Annotated in this window: 16 protein-coding genes; 4 read left to right on the top strand and 12 right to left on the bottom strand. The window is 58.0% G+C overall.

The features are described 5' to 3' along the window. Positions 1 to 117 precede the first annotated feature (117 nt). Positions 118 to 963, top strand: a complete 846-nt coding sequence (locus PEH01S_RS16185) for a nucleotidyltransferase family protein (RefSeq protein WP_246062946.1) — start codon at positions 118 to 120, stop codon at positions 961 to 963. Between the two features lie 9 nt (positions 964 to 972). Here the strand turns inward: PEH01S_RS16185 and solA are convergent, their stop codons facing one another. Further along, a complete protein-coding gene (solA, locus tag PEH01S_RS16190) occupies positions 973 to 2,130 on the bottom strand; it encodes an N-methyl-L-tryptophan oxidase (protein ID WP_025846243.1) in 1,158 nt (385 codons plus the stop codon). Between the two features lie 92 nt (positions 2,131 to 2,222). Here solA and PEH01S_RS16195 point away from each other — a divergent pair, with 92 nt between their 5' ends. Beyond that, the gene (locus tag PEH01S_RS16195; RefSeq protein WP_025846241.1) at positions 2,223 to 3,083 is read left to right on the top strand and encodes an aldo/keto reductase; all 861 of its coding nucleotides are present in this window, start codon (positions 2,223 to 2,225) and stop codon (positions 3,081 to 3,083) included. Here PEH01S_RS16195 and PEH01S_RS16200 read toward each other — a convergent pair. The 11 genes from PEH01S_RS16200 to PEH01S_RS16250 form a co-directional block, all read right to left on the bottom strand. Continuing rightward, positions 3,080 to 4,243, bottom strand: a complete 1,164-nt coding sequence (locus PEH01S_RS16200; RefSeq protein WP_127486685.1) for an amidohydrolase — start codon at positions 4,241 to 4,243, stop codon at positions 3,080 to 3,082. The two genes, PEH01S_RS16195 and PEH01S_RS16200, sit on opposite strands and share 4 nt — an antisense overlap. Before the next feature lie 18 nt (positions 4,244 to 4,261). Further along, positions 4,262 to 4,762, bottom strand: a complete 501-nt coding sequence (locus tag PEH01S_RS16205; RefSeq protein ID WP_025846237.1) for a GNAT family N-acetyltransferase — start codon at positions 4,760 to 4,762, stop codon at positions 4,262 to 4,264. Positions 4,763 to 4,787: 25 nt separating this feature from the next. Next, positions 4,788 to 5,540: an amino acid ABC transporter ATP-binding protein gene (locus tag PEH01S_RS16210; protein WP_025846236.1), complete on the bottom strand. Its 753-nt coding sequence runs from the start codon at positions 5,538 to 5,540 to the stop codon at positions 4,788 to 4,790. Beyond that, a complete protein-coding gene (locus tag PEH01S_RS16215) occupies positions 5,537 to 6,247 on the bottom strand; it encodes an amino acid ABC transporter permease (RefSeq protein ID WP_025846234.1) in 711 nt (236 codons plus the stop codon). The genes PEH01S_RS16210 and PEH01S_RS16215 overlap by 4 nt, the downstream gene beginning before the upstream one ends. Before the next feature lie 33 nt (positions 6,248 to 6,280). Further along, positions 6,281 to 6,982, bottom strand: a complete 702-nt coding sequence (locus PEH01S_RS16220; RefSeq protein ID WP_127486709.1) for an amino acid ABC transporter permease — start codon at positions 6,980 to 6,982, stop codon at positions 6,281 to 6,283. A gap of 33 nt (positions 6,983 to 7,015) precedes the next feature. Then, positions 7,016 to 7,846, bottom strand: coding sequence for a transporter substrate-binding domain-containing protein (locus PEH01S_RS16225; protein ID WP_025846231.1), 831 nt, complete (start codon positions 7,844 to 7,846; stop codon positions 7,016 to 7,018). A 121-nt stretch (positions 7,847 to 7,967) separates the two neighbouring features. Continuing rightward, positions 7,968 to 8,453 carry a DinB family protein gene (locus PEH01S_RS16230; RefSeq protein WP_127486687.1) on the bottom strand — a complete coding sequence of 162 codons (486 nt, stop codon included), beginning with the start codon at positions 8,451 to 8,453 and terminating at the stop codon, positions 7,968 to 7,970. A 102-nt stretch (positions 8,454 to 8,555) separates the two neighbouring features. Then, the gene (locus tag PEH01S_RS16235) at positions 8,556 to 9,905 is read right to left on the bottom strand and encodes an LLM class flavin-dependent oxidoreductase (protein ID WP_025846227.1); all 1,350 of its coding nucleotides are present in this window, start codon (positions 9,903 to 9,905) and stop codon (positions 8,556 to 8,558) included. Positions 9,906 to 9,930: 25 nt separating this feature from the next. Further along, positions 9,931 to 10,944, bottom strand: a complete 1,014-nt coding sequence (locus PEH01S_RS16240; protein ID WP_127486689.1) for an LLM class flavin-dependent oxidoreductase — start codon at positions 10,942 to 10,944, stop codon at positions 9,931 to 9,933. Between the two features lie 153 nt (positions 10,945 to 11,097). Continuing rightward, positions 11,098 to 11,988, bottom strand: a complete 891-nt coding sequence (locus PEH01S_RS16245; protein WP_127486691.1) for a LysR family transcriptional regulator — start codon at positions 11,986 to 11,988, stop codon at positions 11,098 to 11,100. Positions 11,989 to 12,151: 163 nt separating this feature from the next. Continuing rightward, a complete protein-coding gene (locus PEH01S_RS16250) occupies positions 12,152 to 13,066 on the bottom strand; it encodes an NADP-dependent oxidoreductase (RefSeq protein ID WP_127486711.1) in 915 nt (304 codons plus the stop codon). Between the two features lie 171 nt (positions 13,067 to 13,237). On the opposite strand from PEH01S_RS16250, the gene PEH01S_RS16255 reads away from it, so the two are divergent. Next, positions 13,238 to 14,104 (top strand): LysR family transcriptional regulator, encoded by an 867-nt coding sequence (locus PEH01S_RS16255; protein WP_127486693.1) that lies wholly within the window; start codon positions 13,238 to 13,240, stop codon positions 14,102 to 14,104. A gap of 301 nt (positions 14,105 to 14,405) precedes the next feature. After that, a complete protein-coding gene (locus PEH01S_RS16260) occupies positions 14,406 to 15,473 on the top strand; it encodes a hypothetical protein (protein ID WP_127486695.1) in 1,068 nt (355 codons plus the stop codon). The last annotated feature ends 5 nt before the right edge of the window (positions 15,474 to 15,478 follow it).

Below are 15,478 nucleotides of genomic sequence, written 5' to 3' on the forward strand. Positions count from 1 at the left end.
AGAGTGATTTAAGCAGACGGGCAAGATAGATTTAAACAAATCTTTCCCTGCTCACCAGGAACAATATTGATTATCATGAAGTACAGTCATACTTGGAACGGAGTGAGAGGTTTGGATGTGCCATTTATCATTTCAAAAATGATCGATCGTCTGAAGCAAGTCAACGGTGTGCATGCTCTGGTTCTAGGCGGTTCAAGAGCCAGGGGGACTGAACATCCCGACTCCGATATTGATATTGGTATTTATTACCACGAGAACGATGAGTTGGATATTGCCCAGCTTCGTCATGCAGCCTCCGTCTTGGATGACGAGCATAGAGACAACTTAATCACTGAAATCGGTGAGTGGGGACCATGGATTAACGGCGGCGGCTGGCTAAAAGTGAATCAAAAACCGGTCGATTTTTTATACCGTGATCAAAACAAAGTGTCAAAAGTAATTGACCAGTGCCTCGCGGGAGAGATCACCATCGACTATCAACCGGGCCATCCTCATGGATTTATCAATTCGATCTATTTAGCTGAAATCGCGTTGTGCAAGGTGTTATGGGATCCATCGGGTCTTATTGGAGAATTGAAGACCAGAACAACCCCATACCCGCGTGTTTTGCAAAAAGCGATCATTCAAAAATTTCTGTGGGAGGCCCATTTCTCCCTTGAGATTGGGCGAAAAGGGATCTATAAAAACGATTTATCCTATATTGCCGGATGTTGTTTTAGGTCGGTTTCTTGCTTGAATCAGGTGTTGTTTGCACTTAACGAAACGTATTGGATGAACGAAAAAGGAGCTGCGGCTATCGCCGATTCATTTCGCCTGGCGCCAAGCCAATACTCCTATAGAATAAACGAGCTATTGACCTTAGTCACAGCAGATCAAGCCGGTTTGGAGAAGGCTCTGGAAATGTTACGCGATCTGGTTCATGAAACGGATAATCTAGTGAAAATGAAAGGTGTGTTTAACTAAACGCTTCTCTCATCGAACGCTCTCCACCTGCTGCTCCTGAAAGCGGGACAGCCGGAACATCTCCAGATCGAAGGCGTCCGGTTTTCCTTCGATCCGGTCCGCCAAAATTTCGCCGACGACGCTGGCAAATTTGAAGCCGTGCCCCGAGAAACCGCAGGCGATCTGAATGTTCGGATCGTTCGGCGCCCGGTCGATGATGAAATGTTCGTCCGGCGACAGCTCGTATTTGCACACCCCGCCGCGCAGCAGAGCGCCCGCCGCAGCCGGCATATACGTCTCCAGCGCCCGGCGGACGTCGCCTTCGTCCTCCGCCAGCGTCCCGAATTCAGCCGGCTGCTCGACTGGCGAGAGCGGAAGGCCGTTCTCGTGCCGCCCGATCTTCACGCCGGATCCTTGAATGCTCGGAAAGCCGTAAAAGCCGCCTTCCGGGGTGCTTAACGTGAAGCCCGGGAACCGTTCGGAGGCGAACAGCGCTTCGTCGGCCTGAAACCAGGCCACCGCTTTGCGGACCGGTGACACGGGCAGCGCAAGCGACGGAAGCAGCACGCTGCCGACCCCGGCGCCCGCGCTGAGAATAAGACGGTCTGCGCGGAAGTCGCCGACCCCGGTTTTTACGGTGACGCCTGCGTTCTCAGGCACAACCTCCGTTACTCGCGTGTACGGAAGCAGTACCGCCCGGTGTGCCAGCGCCGTCTCGCGGTACGCCTGTACGCATTGCTCGCTGAGCAAATAGCCGGCCTCGGGTTCGAACAGCCCCGTGTAGCCGTCCGGCAGTTGAACGCCCGGCCAGCGCTTGGCAATCTCCTCCGGCTGCAGCAGTTCGACTGGCAATTGAAGCGCAGCCGCCGATTCGAGCTTGTCGCGAAGCCCCGAATGCCCTGCCGGCGCCATATTCAGCACGCCGCTGCGAAAGAACAGCTTCCGGCCGCGTTCCTCCTCCAGCTCATTCCAGAGCCGGTGCGCCCGGACCGCCATAGCCGCGTAGGGGCCCCCTCCGGCATAGGCATGGCGGAGCAGTCTCGTTTCCCCGTGATGGCTGCCTCCCCCATGGGGCGGGTCGAGCGCGTCGATCAGCAGCGTGCTTATCCCTCTCCGCGCCAAATGCGCCCCCGCGCTCATCCCCATGGAGCCTGCGCCGATGACAATGACATCGTAAGACGTACGGATAACAGTCACTCCTTCCCAAGCGTATATTAAACCGGCATATAATTAGGTATAATCAGACTATGGCCACCCACATTCCCGAAGGAGTGAATTTTTTGGAACATAGATATTTCGGCGCGTCCGACAAGCAATTTCCGATTCTGGGCTTCGGCGCCCAGCGCATCGTGGACGAGCATCAGTGCACGGAGGAAGAAGCGATACGCATCGTCAACCGGGCGATCGACGAAGGCATCACCTACTTCGATACGGCCCCAAGCTATTCCGGCGGGCAGTCGGAGGAGCGGCTGGGCAAAGCGCTCCGGCACCGACGCGGCGACGTCTGGATCGCCACGAAGACGCACGACCGGACAAGAGACGGCTCGTGGCGTCTGCTCGAAGCCAGCCTGAACCGGCTGCAAACCGACCGCGTCGACGAATGGCGTCTGCATAATCTGGTGACGATGGACGATTTGGAGCAATGCTTCGCCAAGGGCGGAGCGATGGAGGCGATGCTCGAAGCGAAGGAGCAAGGCATCATCAAGGCGATCAGCGTCAGCGGACATACGAACCCGGAAGTGCAGCTCGAAGCGATCGAACGGTTCCCTTTCGACAGCGCCTTGGTGGCGTTGTCCGCCGCCGACCACTTCATCTACAGCTTCGCCCACGAATTTCTGCCGCGGGCCGTCGAGAAGGGAGTCGCCGTGATCGGGATGAAGGTGATGGCGCTCGGGAAGCTCGCCCCCTGGTACGAGCAGGCGCTGCGGTACACGTTCTCCCTGCCCGTTTCCACGACCATCATCGGGATGGAAACGATGGAGCAGCTGGAAAAAAATCTCGCCATCGCCAAACAGTTCCGCCCGATGTCCGACACGGAGCAGCTTGACTTCCTGAAAGAAATTATCCATCTCGCCACGCCGGACGTGCTGCGCTGGAAAGCGAGTGAATGGATGTCCGGCGAGTGGTACCGGCGCGATTAGCTCCGCAGACGCTCCAAAGCGCGAACTGCCGTAAGCGCAAATAAAGCCGCGCCCGGCGCCAGCGCATCCTCGTTCAGCGTAAATTTCGGATGGTGCCATTCCTCCGTTCCGCTGGTGCCCATCCAGAGGAAGCAGCCCGGCACCAGCTCCTGATAATGCGCAAAATCCTCGCCGCCCGTGGAACGCCGGGCCTCCGTCACCTGGAGGTTCAAGGCTTGCGCCGCCCCGCGGGCGATCTCCACCGCTTCCGGATGGTTCGTAACCGACGGAATTCCCGCAAACCAAGTCAGATGCGCCTCCGCGCCGTAGCCCGCAGCGATCCCGCTTGCGATGCGCTGCAGCAGGTCCGGCAGCTTCTGCCGGACCTCCGGGCGGAACGTCCGCACGGTGCCGTCCAGAACGGCTTCGTCCGGGATGACGTTCCACGTGCTGCCCGCATGGAAGCTGCATACGCTGACGACCGCGCTGTCGAGCGGGCTGATGCTGCGGCTGACCGCGGTCTGGAGGCCGCCTACGATCGCGCTGGCGGCGACGATCGGGTCGATCGCCGCATCGGGAATGGCCGCATGACCGCCCTTGCCGGTCACCGTCAGCTTGAAGCCGTCGACGCTGGCCATCAGCGGCCCCGGCGCCAAGCCTACGGTGCCGACCGGCAGCTCGGGCTTGTTATGCATGCCGAAGATGGCCTGCACGCCTTCCAAAGCGCCCGCGCCGATCATCGCTTTCGCTCCGGTGCCCTTCTCTTCCGCCGGCTGAAACAGCAGCCTCACCGTTCCCTTCAGCTCCGCGGCATGCCGCTTGAGCAGCCGCGCCGCGCCCACAATCGCCGCGGAATGAAAATCGTGCCCGCAAGCGTGCATTCTCCCCGGAATTTCCGAAGCGAACGGCAGCCCGGTTTCTTCCGTCACCGGCAGCGCGTCGATATCCGCCCGCAGCGCGACCGTCGGCCCGGGTTCGGCCCCTGCGACCTCTGCCAGCACGCCGACAGGCAGGTCGAGCGGCAGCAGTCGGATGCCCGCTCCGCTTAACGCTTCGCGGATTTTGCGGGTCGTTTCCACCTCCTGCATCGACAGCTCCGGATGACGGTGCAAATCGCGGCGAAGCCGCACCAGCTCGGGCTTCAGTTCCTCAGCCTCTTGAAGCAATCGTTCAGGATTCATGCGCAGATTCTCCTTGGTTCAGCCTGTGGTGGCGCGGACTTCAGGCAGCAAATTTTTACGCAAAAAGACGAGCTTGTCGTCCCGGCCCAGCTCCCGTTCATAGAAGCGCACGTAGCCCTTCCGCTCGTACATGGGCAGCAGCCAGGGATGCTTCGCCGAGGTCGCGAGCACCACGGCCGGCGATAGCAGGATGTCCCGCACGACCGCTTCCTCCGCATAGGTCAGAAGCTTGCTGCCGACACCGCGGTTCGCATACGCCGGATCGACGGCAAAGTTATACAGGAACGGCAGATCGGTCACTTCCGGCAGCGACCTGAGCGAAATGGTCGCGACGATCGTCCCGCCGATCTCCAGCACGTAGCTGGCATGCTCGGCGATATTCGTCCGCACCATCTCCAAATCCGCATGGACGGCCGCAAATTCGATTTCAAGCTCCCCGATGCTCCGATAAGCTCTGCGAACCACGCCCAGAACCTGCTCGGCATCGTCTAACGTCGCTTGACGGTACACCTCGTTCACGGAACCCACCTCACGATTTTCGCTATTATATCACATAACTCCATTCCGGCGTGATTCTTCGCAGGAACTGCTTGGTGCGCTCTTCCTGAGGACGCGAGAACATGTCCTCCGGCTTGCCCTCCTCGACGATGACGCCTTCGTCCATAAACACCACGCGGTTCGACACTTCGCGGGCGAAGCTCATCTCGTGCGTCACGACGATCATCGTGATGCCTTCGCGGGCAATTTTGCGGATGACGGACAGCACCTCGCCGACCAGCTCGGGATCGAGCGCCGACGTCGGCTCGTCGAACAAAATCACCTCGGGATTAAGCGCCAGGGCACGGGCAATCCCGACCCGCTGCTGCTGCCCGCCCGAGAGCTGGCTCGGATAGGCGTCGGCCTTCGCCGCGAGGCCGACCTTCTCCAGCACCCGAAGGCTTCGCTCCCTCGCCTCTTCCTTGGGCAGCTTCTGCGCAATCACGAGGCCTTCCATCACATTTTCCAGCGCCGTCTTATGCTTGAACAAATTGTAATGCTGGAACACCATCGCCGTTTTGCGGCGCAGCGTCAAAATGTCGCGCTTGCTCGGATGCTTGCAGCTGACCGTAAAATCGCCGATCGCCACCTCCCCGTCCTGCGGGCGCTCCAGCAGGTTGACGCAGCGGAGCAGCGTCGTTTTGCCCGACCCGCTGGGCCCGAGGATGACAACCACTTCCCCTTTTTCCACCGTCAAGTCGATCCCTTTCAGCACCGTTTGCTTCCCGAACGACTTCTGAATGTTCGTCAGCCGAATCATGTCACGCCTCCCCGATTGTACTTGGTCACCTTTTTCTCCAAATAAGCCGTCAGCCGCTCCGCAATGACCGTGATCCCCCAATAAATCAGCGCTGCCGCGATAAAGGCTTCCAGAAACTTCAAATTATTCGACGCCACGACGCTGGCTTTGCCCAGCAGCTCCATCTGGGAGACTGTGAACGCGAACGTCGACGTATGCAAAAATCCGACAAACAGGTTGCACAGATTCGGCAAAATCACCCCGATCGCCTGCGGCAGCACAATGCGCCGGAGCGCTTGCGGCGTGTTCATCCCGACGGAATAGGCGGCCTCGATCTGACCGCGGTTTACCGCCAGGAGACCGGAACGGATGATCTCGGACATATAGGCGCCGGCTGTCAGGGAGAACGCCGTCAGCACAAACGACAGGATCGGGATCGACGCCGTCTTAATCCCCCATCCGTAATGCGCCGACAGCTTGTCGATCAGCAGCGGCAGCCCCCAATAGATGAGAAACACGTGCAGAATGACCGGCGTTCCGCGCAAAAAGGAAACGTAGGCGCCTGCGATCCGGTGAAGCCCCTTCACCTTGTACATGCGGATCAGCGCCGTCACTACGCCGATGACGAACCCGAACAGCAGCGGGACGATCGTGATGACCAGCGTCAAGGGCAGCGCGTCCAGTATTTCAAAGAAAGCCGTCAATATAAACCCGATGTCGATACTCATTCCTTCTCACTCCATCCCCGGACCGGCAGCCGGTCAAGCGCTCGCGATTCTTTGCTCGTGCCGCTGCAATCGGATTTCCGTCAGCGCAAAGCCCTTCTCCAGCACGAGCACGGTCAAATAATAAATGATCGTCAGCCCGATATACACCTCCAGCGTATGGGCGGTCGCCGCAATCAGCGTCTGCCCCCGCCCCATCATGTCCATGACGCCGATGGAGTACGCCAGCGACGTATCTTTCAAGAAACCGATCACCGTGCTTGCGAAGTTCGGAAAAGCGATGACGAACGCCTGCGGCAGAACGATCCGGAAGAAGGCCTGCGGTCCCGTCATGCCCACCGCATACGCGCCTTCCAGCTGACCGCGGTCGACGGCGTTGACCGCCCCGCGGATCACCTCGGAGATGGAGGCGGCGCTGCCGAGCGCATACGTAATGATCACGAACACGATCGGATTCATGCGCGACATGTCGAGATCCACGAGTTGCAGCAGCGCGGGCACCCCGTAAAAGACGAGAAACAATTGGATCAAAATCGGCGTTCCGCGGACAAACGACACGTAAACGGCGGCGATCCGGTTCAGCACGGGAACGTTGTACAGCCGGGGCAGCGCGATCAGCAGTCCCAACAGTACGCCGAAGAAGAGCGAAGCGGCCAAAATAAACAGGGTGACATGCAGGTAAGAGAGCAGTATGGGAATAAATTCCCCTATGAGCGCGGCGTCGAACGATTTCCCCATTTCCACCAATACCTTTCTGTAAGGAAATTTGGTCTATTTCTCCACAGTGTAGTCGTCGCCCAGCCATTGCTTGCTCAGCTTCGCCAGCGTCCCGTCGGCCTTAATCGCCTTCAAAGCCTCGTCGATCCTGCCTTTCAGCTCGCCTTCGTCCTTGCGGAGAATGAAATACACCTTCGAATTGGAAAGCGTCTCGCCGACCGTCTTCAGCTGGGCGTCCGCGCTTTTGTTCAAATAATCGATGGCAAACTGGGTGCTGATCAAGGCGTCGACCCGCCCGGTCTTCACCTGCACGTTCGTGTCTTCGCCTGCGCCGGTATAGACGATCTGGATCGGATTGCCGTGCTCCTTATTGTACTTTTCGGCCAGCGCCGCCGCATTGCTCGTCGCGGTGGCGATCAGCTTCTTGCCCTTCAAATCCGCAATCGACCTGACGTCGTTATTATCTTTGTGCACGACGATTTTGTTCGGGAAAATGTTGTACGCTTCGTCGTTGTACAAAAATTTCTTCTGTCTCTCCTCGTTCACTTCCATTTGATGCGCGATAAAATCGATCTTTTTCGTTTCCAGGCTCAGCAGCAAATTTTTGAATTCCATCGTCTTCAGCTCGAACTCATACTCCGGCAGACGCTTGTCGATTTCTTTGACGAGCTCCACGTCGTAGCCGGTCAGCTTGCCGTCCTTGTCGATGAAGCAAATGTTCGGAAACTGCGTGCCCGTGCCGACGATGATTTTTTTCGCGGCCTGACCCCCATTGGAAGCCGGCGCACTTGAGCTGGCCGCCCCTTCCGTAGTGGCTTGAGCGCCGCAGCCTGCCAGAAGGAGGACGGCGGTGAGCAGTGATGCCGAAAGAAATCTTTTTTTCATATGGTAACCCCCATGATCGTGATGAACTGTTAGTCCAGCCGGTCCGACCGTTAAGCCAAAAAGCCCCTGCTTGAATAAACAGGAGCTTTTGGCGGTCCAATCAGCTTCTTTGCGGGTATGGTTATTTTACCGATTCCTTCTGCGGGAGAGCCTGCTTGATCCGCTCGATCTGCCGCAGATGCGTCTGCACGTGGTTGATAAAAGCTTGAACCGCTTGCTCCAGCGTCACGGTTTCGCCTTTGAAATTGACGCCGCTCTTGCCCCACTCTTCCCCGGTTAACCGGCGGAACAACTGGCTGTTGAAGACGAGCAGCGCGCGAAACACCTCTAAAATATCGTCTGCGGAGCTTTCGTTCGCCCGGACCGAGCTCACCCACGGGTCCTGCTTGAAGGCGGGCAGCGGCGCCGCCGATCCGGACAACAGCTCGCGGATGCGGAACGAGACGACGATGTTATGATCGGCCAGATGCGACAGCACCTCCGTTACGCTCCACTGCTCCGGCGACGCCTTCCATTTCAGCTGGTTCTCCGACAAGCCTTCAATGGCTTGCTTCAATTGCTTATGCGTATGCAAGTACGCATCTATGTCGATAACGCTTTGGCTCACAGCGGTTTCCTCCTGACTTTATGCGGGATAGCAGCAAGCATCCATGGCCGTAGGACTCTCTCCAATCGTGAGCGTAAAATCTCAAGCTATGATCGAGTCCGATCAGGAGCTTTTCACAAAATCCTGCTGCTTTCGTCTGGCGAGCGTATAGCGGTTTTCCGGCTTGGCAAGGCCCAAATTCCCGCGCAGCGTGTCGGACTCGTACTCCTCCCGGTAAATTCCCCGCTCCTGCAGGATCGGAACGACCAGCTCGACGAAATCGTCAAGTCCTCCCGGCACGCTCGAATGTATAATAAATCCGTCGGCCGCCTTCTCCTCGAACCACTGCTGCACGAGGTCGGCCACCTTCTCCGGCGTCCCGATAAACTGGCCTTTCGGCGTCGCCGTCTGCAGCGCTACCTGCCGCAGCGTCAGGTTTTGTTCCTTTGCCGTCTGCTTGATTTTGTCCGTCGTGCTGCGGAAGCTGTTGCTGCCGATATCGCCCAATTCCGGGAAAGGTTCGTCGAGCGGGAACTGCGAAAAGTCGAAATGGTCGAAGAAGCGGCCCAGGTAGTTCAGCGCGTTCTCGATCGTCATGAGGTTCGCGATCTCTTCGTATTTGCGCTCCGCCTCCTCCTGCGTCCGCCCGACAATCGGCCCGATGCCCGGGAAGATGAGGATATCGTCGGATGCCCGGCCGGATGCGGCCGCCCGCGCCTTCACATCGTGGTAAAAGCGTTTGGCGTCCTCGATCGACTCGTGTCCCGTGAACACCGCGTCGGCCGTCTTGGCCGCCAAGGTGCGGCCGCTGTCCGACGACCCGGCCTGAAACACGATCGGGTGTCCCTGCTTGGAGCGGGCAATGTTAAGCGGGCCCTGCACGGAGAAAAACGGCCCTTTGTGGTCGAGCCGGTGCATTTTGTCCGGATCGAAGAATACGCCCGAAGCCTTATCCCGCACGAACGCGTCGTCCTCCCAGGAGTCCCACAGCCCGCGGGTTACCTCCAAAAATTCCTCGGCGATTTTGTAGCGCAAATCGTGCGAAGGATGCTCTTTTTTGCCGTAATTGAGGGCGGAGCCTTCCAGCGGAGAGGTGACCACATTCCATCCGGCCCGGCCTCCGCTGATATGATCGAGGGAAGCGAACTGTCTGGCGACCGTGAACGGCTCGCTGTAGGAGGTGGACAAGGTGCCGACGAGACCGAGCTTCGAAGTGACCGCCGCAAGCGCGGATAAAATGGTGATCGGCTCGAACCGGTTCAGAAAGTGCGGAATCGACTTTTCGTTAATAAACAAGCCGTCGGCGATAAACACCAGATCGAACTTGCCTTCTTCGGCCTTACGGGCTTGCTTCGTATAAAACTCGAAGCTGACGCTGGCGTCCGCCTGGATATCGGGATGTCTCCAAGCCGCCATATTCCCTCCGACGCCGTGGATCATTGCGCCCAATTTCAGCTTTCTTGCGTTTGCCATACCGATTCCTCCCCCGTTTTCTCGTTTATACGACCGACTCCGCGAATGCTTCCTTGAGCTCCGACAAAGCCTGCAGCCGCTGCCCGAATTCCTTCTGGGCAAGAATCAGAATCAGTTCGTCCACGCCGTACTTCCGCTGGATGTCCAGCAGCTTCGCGCGCACGGTTTCCTTGGAGCCGTGCACGACGTCGGCATCCTTGACTTCAATCGTGTATTTCTCCTCGCTTTGCCGTCCGAATTCTTCCGCGTGCTCTACGGTTTTGACGGTGATCGTCCTCCCGCTTTCCAGGTGAATCTTCACGAGCTTGGCGTCGGCCGCAAGCCGCTTCGCTTCCTCGTCCGTATCCGCCACAATGACCGACAGCGCGAGGATCGCCTCCGGCCGGAGAGACTTCCGGGGAGCAAACCGGTTCCGGTACGTGTCCAGCGATTGCCGGACAATCGCCTCGTCCCCGTTAATAAACTGCGCGAAGACGTAGGGGATGCCCCGGCTCGCCGCCAGCTCCGCACTGGCCGGAGTCGTTCCGAGCAGGTACAAGTCCGCGGGCTCGGCCGGAACCGGAATCGCTTTGAGCCCTTGGAGCGGATGGTCGCCGGGAAGCGTATCGGTCAAATACTGCTCCAGCTCGATCAGTTTATCCGCCAGCGGTCTGCTTTGCCCGGCCGTCTCCTGCTGGAGCGCCTTCGTCGAGCGGGGAAGACCTCCCGGCGCCCGGCCGATGCCGAGGTCCACCCGTCCCGGAGCGAGCGAGGCGAGCACGTTGAAGTTTTCCGCTACTTTATACGGACTGTAGTGCTGCAGCATGACCCCGCCGGAGCCGATGCGAATCCGCTCCGTCTGCGCCAGCAAATACGCGATCAGCACCTCCGGGGAAGAGCCTGCGACGGCCGCCGAATCGTGATGCTCGGACACCCAGAACCGGTGATAGCCGAGCTCCTCCGCTTTGCGCGCCAAAGCCACCGTATGCCGGAATGCGTCAACTGCCGTTTTTCCTTCGTCAAACGGACTTTGATCCAAGATGCTGAGCTTCAGCCCCATCGTCCATCCCTCCTGTAATCCGGCTATTGAATTAAACAAAATCCAATAGGTTTTATCGGTTTTATTTGGTTAAAAAAAGTCTATCACTGCCCCTGTAGTCCGTCAACCGGGTTCGTAATAGAGGATTTCTATTCTTCAATCGAACAATTCGATTTAAGCATGCCGTTTCCAGTCGATCTCCCGGCTGAGCTCCAGCACCATTTTGCCGAGCGCCGAGCCCTCCCCTTTGAGCGAAACGAGATTGGTACGCAGGGTGATGCCCGCGAGGGAAGGAATGTCGACCGGCCACAGCAGCCCTTCCTTCACTTCCTTGCGCACGCACAGCTCCGGCAGGAAGCTGATCCCCAGTTCTTTCAGCACCAGCTTCTTGGCCGTCTCCAGATTATCGAGGTGCAGCTCGATATTCGGCGGGCGGTCGAGCGTGTCAAACAGCCGGTGGATTTTCATCCAATCGAGGGCCCCGCATTCGAAAAACACGATCGGCTCACTCCCGATATCCTCCAGCGCAATGCGGGCTTGGCTTACAAACGGATGCCCCTGGTACACGAAGAGGCGGATCGGGTCCTCGTAGAACCGGACGGAATCCACATGCGGATGCGTAATGTTGCGCACAAGCCCGACGTCCACTTCCTTGTTCAGCAGCTTTTCCAAGATCGACTCGCTCGAAGCCGTAACTAATTTTAGCTGGAGATCGGGGTATTTTTGCTTAAAGAGAGGCACCAGCTCCGGGATCATATAATTGGCGACCGATACGGTGCAGCCGATCCGAAGCTCGTGAGGCGCGGCGTTCATCTGCTGCAGCTGCTGCTTGCCTTTCTTGTAGGTCTGCAGAACTTGCTGGGCGTAAGGCAAAAACTGCTTGCCCTTGTCCGTCAGCGAGAAATGTCTGCCCTCCCGGTCGAAAAGCTTGACGTCCAATTCGCGCTCCAGCGACTGGATTCTGGCAGTAATCGACGGTTGGGACAAAAACAATGCGTCGGCCGCTTTGTTAAAGCTGTTAAAATGAATGACATAGACGAACGCCTCGAGATTCTCAATATTCACGAGCGCTCCCTCCTCCTTCCAGCTCTTGGCGAACTTGTTAAAAACCAATATATCATAAGCATTCCATTCGGAATAGTATAATTTATGCCCGAACAAAAACGGCGGCCCCTCTTCTTTATGCGCTGTCGGCCGCCGCATCGTTTATTCGTCTATCCGATTCATGCTAGTCGATCTTCAGGACGACCTTGCCCCGGCCATGTCCGCTTTCGACCTCGCGGTGAGCGTCCGCCGCTTGCCGCAGCGGATACGCCCTGCGGATATGAATCCGCAATTGGCCCTGGGCATAAAGCCGGACAAGCTCGGCCAGCCGCCCGGCGGTCCGGGTTCCGCTAACCGGCGGGATGCCGAGCTCGGCAGCGAGTTCGAAGGACACCATCGTGCGGATGCGGCTCTTATCCTTGACCAGCTCCACGGAGGCCCGCAGCGCCTCCGGACCGGCCGCATCCAACGCGGCATCCACGCCAGCGGGCGCAATCGCGCGCACCCGGTCCGCCAGCCCGGCTCCGTAGCAAACCGGAATCGCGCCGAGCGAACGCAAATATTCGTGATTGCTCTCGCTCGCCGTGCCGATAACCGTCTTCGCCCCCCACGCCTTGGCCAGTTGGACCGCGAAGGTGCCCAGCCCGCCTGCGGCCCCATGGATCAGCACCGTATCGCCCTCGCCGACACCAAGCGCCTTCAATGCCAGATGGGCGCCCTGCCCGTTGCCGGAAAACCCTCCCGCAACCTCCCACGGCATGTCCTCGGGCTTAAGCACGACCTGATCGGCGCTGACCGTCATGTATTCGGCATAGCACTTCAGCGTCGTGAAGCCGAGGACCTCGTCGCCGACGGAGAAGCCCTCGACGCCTTCGCCAAGCTGATCGATCGTGCCCGCGAACTCGTTCCCCGGAATCTCCGGGAAACGAAGCGTAAGGCCGGGCGGCGTCCAGCCGCCGCGCACCCGGCAATCGAAGGGCAGCACGCCCGCCGTTTTGACGCGGACCCGTACCTCGCCCAGCCCCGCCTGCGGCACCTCGAGCTCGGTCAGCCGCAATACCTCCGGCGGGCCGAAGGCGGAGAACGCCGCCGCCTTCATCCGCGCTCCCCCCGTCCGTTCAGGACCATGATCCATAACGTGTCTCCCCCTTTATAAATCACATTTGTGCTCGTTTCCCGATCTATTTTATAATCGATATGGCATAAACAAAAATATATTTTCGACCATGACAGTTATACATTTGAGTATATGGCGAGGAGGAGACTTCACATGGAACTGCTTCAATTGCGTTATTTTAGAACGGTTGCCAGAATGGAACATATGACGAAAGCCGCTGAGGAGCTGTGTATCGCGCAGCCCGCTCTGAGCAAGACGATTGCCCGGCTGGAGGAAACGGTCGGGGTACCGTTATTCGACCGCTACGGCGGGCGGATCCGGCTCAATCCGTTCGGGAAAGCGTTTTTGGATAAAGTGGAAAAAGCGCTCGCCCTGCTGGACGAGGGACGAAAAGAAGTGGCCGAGCTGGCGGGGCTGGAGCAGGGAAGCATTCATCTGGCAACGTCGACTCTCGAACGGTTGTCGGAAGCGCTCGGCGATTTTCTAACCCGTCACCCCGAAGTCCAATTCCGGCTCACGCAAGCTTCCCTGGAGGAAATGTCCGGGTTGCTCGAACGCGGCGAGGTGGATCTGTGCTTTACGCCGCTCCAGATGGAACGGCCCGGATTTGCCCAAGAAACCGTGCTGAGCGAGCAAATGTATGTGGCCGTGCCGGCAGGACACCGGCTGGCGGATCGTACCGGCGTTCACTTGGCCGAGCTGGCGGACGAACCGTTTATCGGCTACAAGGAGAGCTTTCCATTTCAACAAATGAACGACGAATTTTTCCGGTCAGCGGGGATTGCGCCGCATTTCGTCTGCCGTGTCGACGAGCCTGCCGCCGTCGCCAGTCTTGTCCGCGCTGGGCTGGGGATTGCGCTGTACGGATGCAAGCGGGAGGAATCCGGACTCGCCTTTCTATCGATCGATTCCCCTGTCTGCCGGCGCAGCTTTCGGCTTGTGTGGCACGACAAGCGGTACCTGTCCATGGCGGCCCGCCAGTTTCGCGATTTCGTCGTCCGGTATTTTGCCGAGCGGTAGAAGGCCGAAAAATCAATATCCGTAAAACTTAGTTGAGTTTCCGAGATATCGGCAAGCGCGTAAATCCGTTAAGCTTATAAGAAAGGCGGCCTGTTTCCTCCCGTTCCTAAGGAGCAGCCGATTCGTATCGGAAGATTCGGCCGCATTTTACAAGTTCGCTTCCAGGGCTCGTCTTTTGTAAGCGCATTATTACGAAAGGGGTGACGGTTAGAAAGACCCCCGTACAATGGACAGACCGGTGCGGGGCTTCGCCAAAGCTTCACAGCTCCGTAAAGCTATTCCTTCGAAAGGACGTGTTCTGATGTTCGCCAAAAAATACGCAGCACTCTCATTTGTATTTATCGTATGCTTTGCTTTTCTCACGTTCGGAGCGCCCGCTCGCACCGCATGGGCCGCGACCCAAACCTTCCCTCCCGGCGACGTGGCCGCCCTCCGCAGCTACCTGGCGTCCGCCCAGCCGGGAGACATTCTTGAAGTATCGGGCACGTATACCGTGTCGGACGGCACGATTGCGACGTCGGTCAACGGGAGCGCGGGCAAGTATATTACGATCCGGGGAACAGGCAGCGGCGCAACCTTCAACTTTACCGAATCCGCGGGCAATGCAGCTTTTCATATCAAAAACAATTATTACAAGCTGGAGAACGTCACGATTAATTCGAATTCCAAGTCGAACAAAGGCATTCTGATCGAAGCCTCTCACGGCTATCTTACGAAAGTGACGGTGAAAAATACGCTTGGCGAAGCCTTCAAAATCCGCAAAAACAGCCAGTATTGGCTCCTTGAGGACTGCACGGCGGAATCTACGGGGAAAAGCGGAAAATTCGGGGAAGGGTACTATGTAGGGGATGCCGATCAGAACTGGCAGACGAAGCCGGACGCGGATCGGAGCGGCTACATTACGTTTCTGAACTGCAAGGCCATTTTGACCAAGAACGACGGTTTCGACTTCAAGGAAGGCACGCACCATATCAAGGTGATCGGAAGCACGGTCGATTTCAAGAACACCGTGCCGGAGTCCACGGTAGGGAACAACGGCCTGTATATCCGCGCGAACAACGTGCAGGTGATCGGCACGACGGTGAAAAACAACGCCGGAACCGGCCAAGCTTTCCGCGCCAACAAAATGACCGCCACCGACGGCGTATCGTACGGCAGCAATCTTGAGCTCAAAGCCGTAACCGCTTCGAATCTTGGCGGTGCGATGATTCATACGAACTTCGGATCGACGAAGCTGTATTCGGATTATACGATGACCAACGTCGCGGGAGGGCTTAAAAAGTCCGGCTCCGCCGCAATCACCACCCTTGCGCCGTCCGCTTTCACGGAAATGACCTGGAACGGCGAGGGCGGCGATACGTACCAGTAAACTTC

Source organism: Paenibacillus ehimensis NBRC 15659 (assembly GCF_004000785.1).
Taxonomy (GTDB): Bacteria; Bacillota; Bacilli; order Paenibacillales; family NBRC-103111; genus Paenibacillus_G; species Paenibacillus_G ehimensis.